The organism is Flavobacterium sp. UBA4854, from assembly GCF_002399805.1.
Lineage (GTDB): Bacteria > Bacteroidota > Bacteroidia > Flavobacteriales > Flavobacteriaceae > Flavobacterium > Flavobacterium ginsengisoli.
In genome coordinates this window covers 1-5290 of the sequence record NZ_DHEI01000007.1, presented here as the reverse complement: position 1 = coordinate 5290, position 5290 = coordinate 1, and the positions used below count along the sequence as shown (strand labels likewise).

3 protein-coding genes are annotated in these 5290 nt (G+C 35.0%); all 3 read left to right on the top strand.

Going from position 1 to position 5290, the window contains the following annotated elements; all coding sequences use genetic code 11:
• Nucleotides 1-276 precede the first annotated feature (276 nt).
• The 3 genes from rhaT to B3J44_RS00660 all read left to right on the top strand — a co-directional run bounded on the left by rhaT (nucleotide 277) and on the right by B3J44_RS00660 (nucleotide 5204).
• A complete protein-coding gene (gene rhaT, locus B3J44_RS00670) occupies nucleotides 277-1326 on the top strand; it encodes an L-rhamnose/proton symporter RhaT (protein ID WP_286964944.1) in 1050 nt (349 codons plus the stop codon).
• 31 nt (nucleotides 1327-1357) lie between these two features.
• Nucleotides 1358-3502, top strand: a complete 2145-nt coding sequence (locus B3J44_RS00665; protein ID WP_286964941.1) for a bifunctional aldolase/short-chain dehydrogenase — start codon at nucleotides 1358-1360, stop codon at nucleotides 3500-3502.
• A gap of 427 nt (nucleotides 3503-3929) precedes the next feature.
• Entirely contained in the window at nucleotides 3930-5204 is a 1275-nt protein-coding gene (locus B3J44_RS00660) for a TIM barrel protein (RefSeq protein WP_286964939.1), read from the top strand.
• Nucleotides 5205-5290: the final 86 nt, after the last annotated feature.

Below are 5290 nucleotides of genomic sequence, written 5' to 3'. Positions count from 1 at the left end.
CAAGAAAAAGAGAATTTGACAAGGCTTGTAATCTTTTTTTTATAATTTATAAATTTTAACCCGAATGAGGAATCAATAATTACGAAATCGATTGCTAAAGTAGCTATTTTAAATTTATTTACCCAATAATTACAGATTGTTATTTCTAATATTCTTTAGTTTTAACAAAAAATATAAAATACGTAAAGGATAGTACAGGACAGTTTTGTTTTTGACATTCTCTTATTTTACAAAACCAAATCACTATCTAACAAACCAAAAACTAAAATTTATTAAATGGAATCATTATTAGGAATCATTTTTCATTCTATCGGAGGATTTTCTTCAGGTAGTTTTTATATGCCTTTTAAAAAAGTAAAGGACTGGGCTTGGGAAAGCTATTGGCTAGTAGGAGGATTTTTCTCTTGGCTGATTGTTCCGCCAATTGCCGCTTACTTAACGATTCCGCATTTTGGTGAAATTATAGCTGCAGCTTCTCCATCAATAAAAACGTTTACATTTTCAATGGGACTTGTTTGGGGAATTGGTGGTTTAACTTATGGTTTAGGCGTTCGCTATTTAGGAATGTCTTTAGGAAACTCAATCACATTAGGGTTTTGTTCTGCATTTGGAGCTTTAGTTCCTTCAATTTATTATGATTTTGTTCCAACAGAAGGAAAAATTTCATTCTCTCATATGCTTTCTAATTCTGGCGGACAGTTGGTTTTATTAGGTGTTGTAGTATATCTAGTTGGAATTGCTATTTCTGGAAAAGCAGGAATGCTGAAAGAAAAGGATTTTGCAACAGGCCATGAAGATAAGGATAAAGACTTCAATCTGGTAAAAGGTTTGATTGTAGCGGTGATTTCAGGAATTTTAAGTTCATTTTTTAATTACGGAATCGAAGCCGGAAAGCCAATGGCAGAACAGGCTTTAATAAATGGAGCAAATCCGTTGTTCCAAAACAATGTGACTTATGTTGTCTTGCTTTGGGGAGGATTAACGACCAATTTTATCTGGTGCCTTTATTTGAATTTTAAAAATAAATCAATCAAAAATTATACTGATAAATCTACTCCAATAACAAAAAACGTTTTGTTTTCTGCTCTTGCTGGAACCATGTGGTTTTTACAGTTTTTCTTTTACGGAATGGGGGAAAGTAAATTGGGAAATGGTGCCAGTTCGTGGATTTTACATATGGCGACCATTATTCTAACAGCAAACTTTTGGGGATTTTACTTGAAAGAATGGAAAGGAGTTTCTAAAAAAACAATGAGAACTTTTTTTTGGGGAATTGGGCTTATTATGCTTGCAATCGTTTTGGTAGGAATTGGTAACTCATTATAAAAATAATTCAAGAAATAATTTTAAATACTATATGTCGAATACAAACACAATTAATAATATGAATTTTAAGCATGTAAGCTACCTTTGGGATGAAGCTAAGGCAGCAGAATTAGCAGGTGATGAAGTAGCGCTTTTTATTTATCGTTCTAACTTGTTAGGAGCTGATTTAAGATTAACCAACTACGGCGGTGGAAACACTTCTGTTAAAATTACAGACAAAGATCCTCTTACGGGAGAATCTTCTGAAGTAATGTGGATTAAAGGTTCTGGCGGTGATATCGGAACGTTGACAAAATCTGGTTGTGCGGCTTTGTATTTAGATAGACTTCGTAACCTTGAAAATGTTTACAGAGGCATTGAGTTTGAAGACGAAATGGTAGAATTATTCAACCACTGTATTTTCGATTTAGCTTCAAAAGCGCCTTCTATCGATACACCTTTACATGGTTTTCTTCCATTCAAACATATTGATCACTTACATCCAGATGCGGCAATTGCTATCGCTGCAGCGAAAGATGGAAAGAAAATCACAGAAGAATTATTTAACGGAGAAATCGGTTGGGTAGGTTGGCAGCGTCCAGGATTTGATCTTGGTCTTCAGTTGAGAGCTTGTCTAGAGGAAGCAGAAAAAAACGGTAAAAAACTACGTGGAATCATGTTAGGTTCTCATGGTTTATTTACTTGGGGAGATACTGCGTTTGATAGTTATATCAATACGCTGGAAGTAATCGAGAAATGTGCTTCTTACTTGGAAGATAATTACGGAAAAACACGTCCAGTTTTTGGCGGTAAAAAAATCGACAGTCTTCCAGAAGCAGATCGTAAATTAAAAGCAGCAAAAGTAGCTCCGATTTTAAGAGGTTTCTGTTCATCAGAACGTCAGATGATTGGTCATTATACAGACGATGTAAGAGTTTTAGAATTCATTAATTCTAATGATCTAGCAAAATTAGCTCCATTAGGAACTTCATGCCCAGATCACTTCTTGAGAACTAAAATCAGTCCTTTGGTTTTAGAATTAGATCCAAACGAAGACTTATCTGATGTTGCAGCTGTAAAAGCAAAATTAGCAACAGCATTTGAAGCATATCGTGCAATGTACAAAGACTATTACAATGCATGTAAAAAATCAAATTCACCTGCAATGCGTGACCCGAACCCAGTGGTTATTTTATATCCAGGAGTTGGTATGTTCACTTTTGCTAAAGATAAAACAATGGCACGTTTGGCATCTGAATATTATATCAATGCAGTAAACGTAATGAAAGGAGCTGAAGCAGTTTCTGAATATACTTCTTTGCCGCACCAAGAAGCTTTTGATATTGAATATTGGTTATTGGAAGAAGCAAAATTACAGCGTATGCCAAAACCAAAAGCATTATCTGGAAGAGTAGCTTTAATTACAGGTTCTGCGGGCGGAATTGGTAAAGCTATCGCTAAAAAATTTGCTCAAGAAGGTGCTTGTGTAGTAATTAATGATATTAATGAGGAGCGTCTAGAAGGTGCAACTGCTGAGTTCATCAAATCATTTGGAAAAGATGCCGTTTCTAGCACTTTATTGAATGTTACTGATGAAGTAAGCACAGAAAAAGCATTAGACGAAGCGTGTTTAGCTTTTGGAGGTGTTGACATTGTGGTGAATAATGCAGGAATCAGTATCTCAAAATCTATCGCAGAACACACTTTAGAAGAGTGGGATAGATTATACGATATTTTGGTTAAAGGACAATTTATTGTTTCTAAAGCCGGAATCGAAGTAATGCGCAAACAAGGTTTTGGAGGAGATATTGTAAATATCGTTTCTAAAAATGCTGTTGTTGCTGGTCCAAATAACCCAGGTTATGGTTCGGCTAAAGCTGCTCAAGCGCACTTAACACGTTTAATGGCTGCAGAACTTGGAGCTGACAAAATTCGTGTAAATACAGTAAATCCTGATGCTGTAATTTCAGATTCAAACATTTGGTCTGGAGGATGGGCAGAAGGTCGTGCAAAAGCATACGGAATTACAGTTGAAGAACTTCCGGCTTACTATGCAAAACGTACGTTGTTAAATGAAATCATATTGCCAGATGATATTGCTAACGCTTGTTATGCTTTTGTTGGAGGTTTACTTGGTAAATCTACAGGAAACGCATTGAACGTAGACGGTGGCGTAGCCATGGGCTTTTATAGATAAAGATTGTTTAGGTTTTTTATATAAGTTTGTTTAAGCAAAAGTGGTTTTTTGTGGTCTAGCGTTCGAAGTCTTTCGAACGTTAGATTTTTTTAGCATATAACAATTCGCTTTAACAAAGAAAACTTAACAAAAAAGTGAAGTACAACCAGAGTTTAGTTGCTATAAAATTTTTAAGTTGAAAATAGTAAACACATGGAAATCATAGAACGCGGATGACACAGATTCGCTATCGCGAAAACGCCGATTGACACAGATTTTTTTTAATTACCTTTTTTAAAAATCTGTTTTTTTCTGCGTCTTCGCGATAGCGAATCCGTAAAATCAGCGTCTAAAATTTCCGCACTAAAACAGTGATGTTATGTGTTAAAAAAATATACTAAACGTATAAAATTTATATCTTGTAAACTCTATTAAAATATCAATAACTATGTTAATCGGATCAAACCACATCGAATCTCATAACGAAGATTTGTTAAAAAAACACCAAAATAAATTAGTTTTTACAGCATCAGAAATAAATGATACAGAAGCGATTATTCAAAAATTAATCGACTTTCAAATTGCAATCCCATCTTGGGCTTTAGGTACAGGAGGAACAAGATTCGGACGTTTCGCTGGTGGAGGGGAACCTCGTTCATTAGAAGAAAAAATTGAAGATGTTGGTTTGCTTCACAAATTAAATAATGCTTCTGGTGCGATTTCACTTCATATTCCATGGGATATCCCGACAGATTACAAAGCAATCAAAACACTAGCAAATCAGCACGGATTGAAGTTTGATGCGATGAATTCGAATACGTTTCAAGATCAAGCAAGTTCTGAGCACACTTATAAATACGGTTCTTTACAAAACGTAAACAAAGCAGTTCGCAAACAAGCAATTTCCCATAATATTGAAGTTATTAAACACGGGATCGAATTAGGTTCTGAGTCTTTAACAATTTGGCTGGCAGATGGTTCTAACTTTCCAGGGCAATTAAACTTCAGAAAAGCATATCAAAATACATTAGAAAGTTTAGAGGAAATCTACGATGCATTACCTTCAAACTGGAAATTATTTTTAGAATATAAATGTGCTGAGCCTAACTTTTATTCTACGACTGTAGCAGATTGGGGGCAGTCTTATTCGTATGTTAAAAAGTTAGGCGACAAAGCGCAGACTTTAGTAGATTTAGGGCACCACCTTCCAAATGCCAATATCGAGCAAATCGTTTCTTTATTATTGATGGAAAACAAATTAGGCGGATTCCACTTTAACGACTCAAAATACGGCGACGACGATTTAACAGCAGGAGCTTTAAAACCATATCAATTATTCTTAATTTTTAATGAATTGGTTGAAGGAATGGATGCAAGAGGAATGAATCACGCCAAAGATTTAGGCTGGATGATCGATGCTTCTCACAATATCAAAGATCCGTTAGAAGATTTATTGCAATCTGTTGAAGCGATTATGATTGCTTACGCACAAGCACTTTCTGTAGACAGAAAAGCATTGGAACAAGCACAAGAAGAAAATGATGTGGTAAAAGCACAAGAAATTCTTCAAAACGCATTCCGTACAGATGTTCGCGCATTAGTGGCAGAAGCTCGTCTTCGTTCTGGAGCGGCATTAAATCCGGTAGGATTATATCGTTCACTTCAGGTTAGAGAAAACCTAGTTGGCGAGAGAGGTTTAAAAACAATGGCAACAGGCTTATAATTATAAATTATTAATTGTTAATTATAAATTGACAATTGATAATTAACAATTTACAATTAAAAAAAATGAATGTAGTTGCGATTTTT

Bases quoted from the DNA above. Each gene is read 5' to 3' on its own strand.
- B3J44_RS00660 (WP_286964939.1), top strand. From the start codon at position 3,930: ATGTTAATCGGATCAAACCACATCGAATCTCATAACGAAGATTTGTTA.
- rhaT (WP_286964944.1), top strand. From the start codon at position 277: ATGGAATCATTATTAGGAATCATTTTTCATTCTATCGGAGGATTTTCT.
- B3J44_RS00665 (WP_286964941.1), top strand. From the start codon at position 1,358: ATGTCGAATACAAACACAATTAATAATATGAATTTTAAGCATGTAAGC.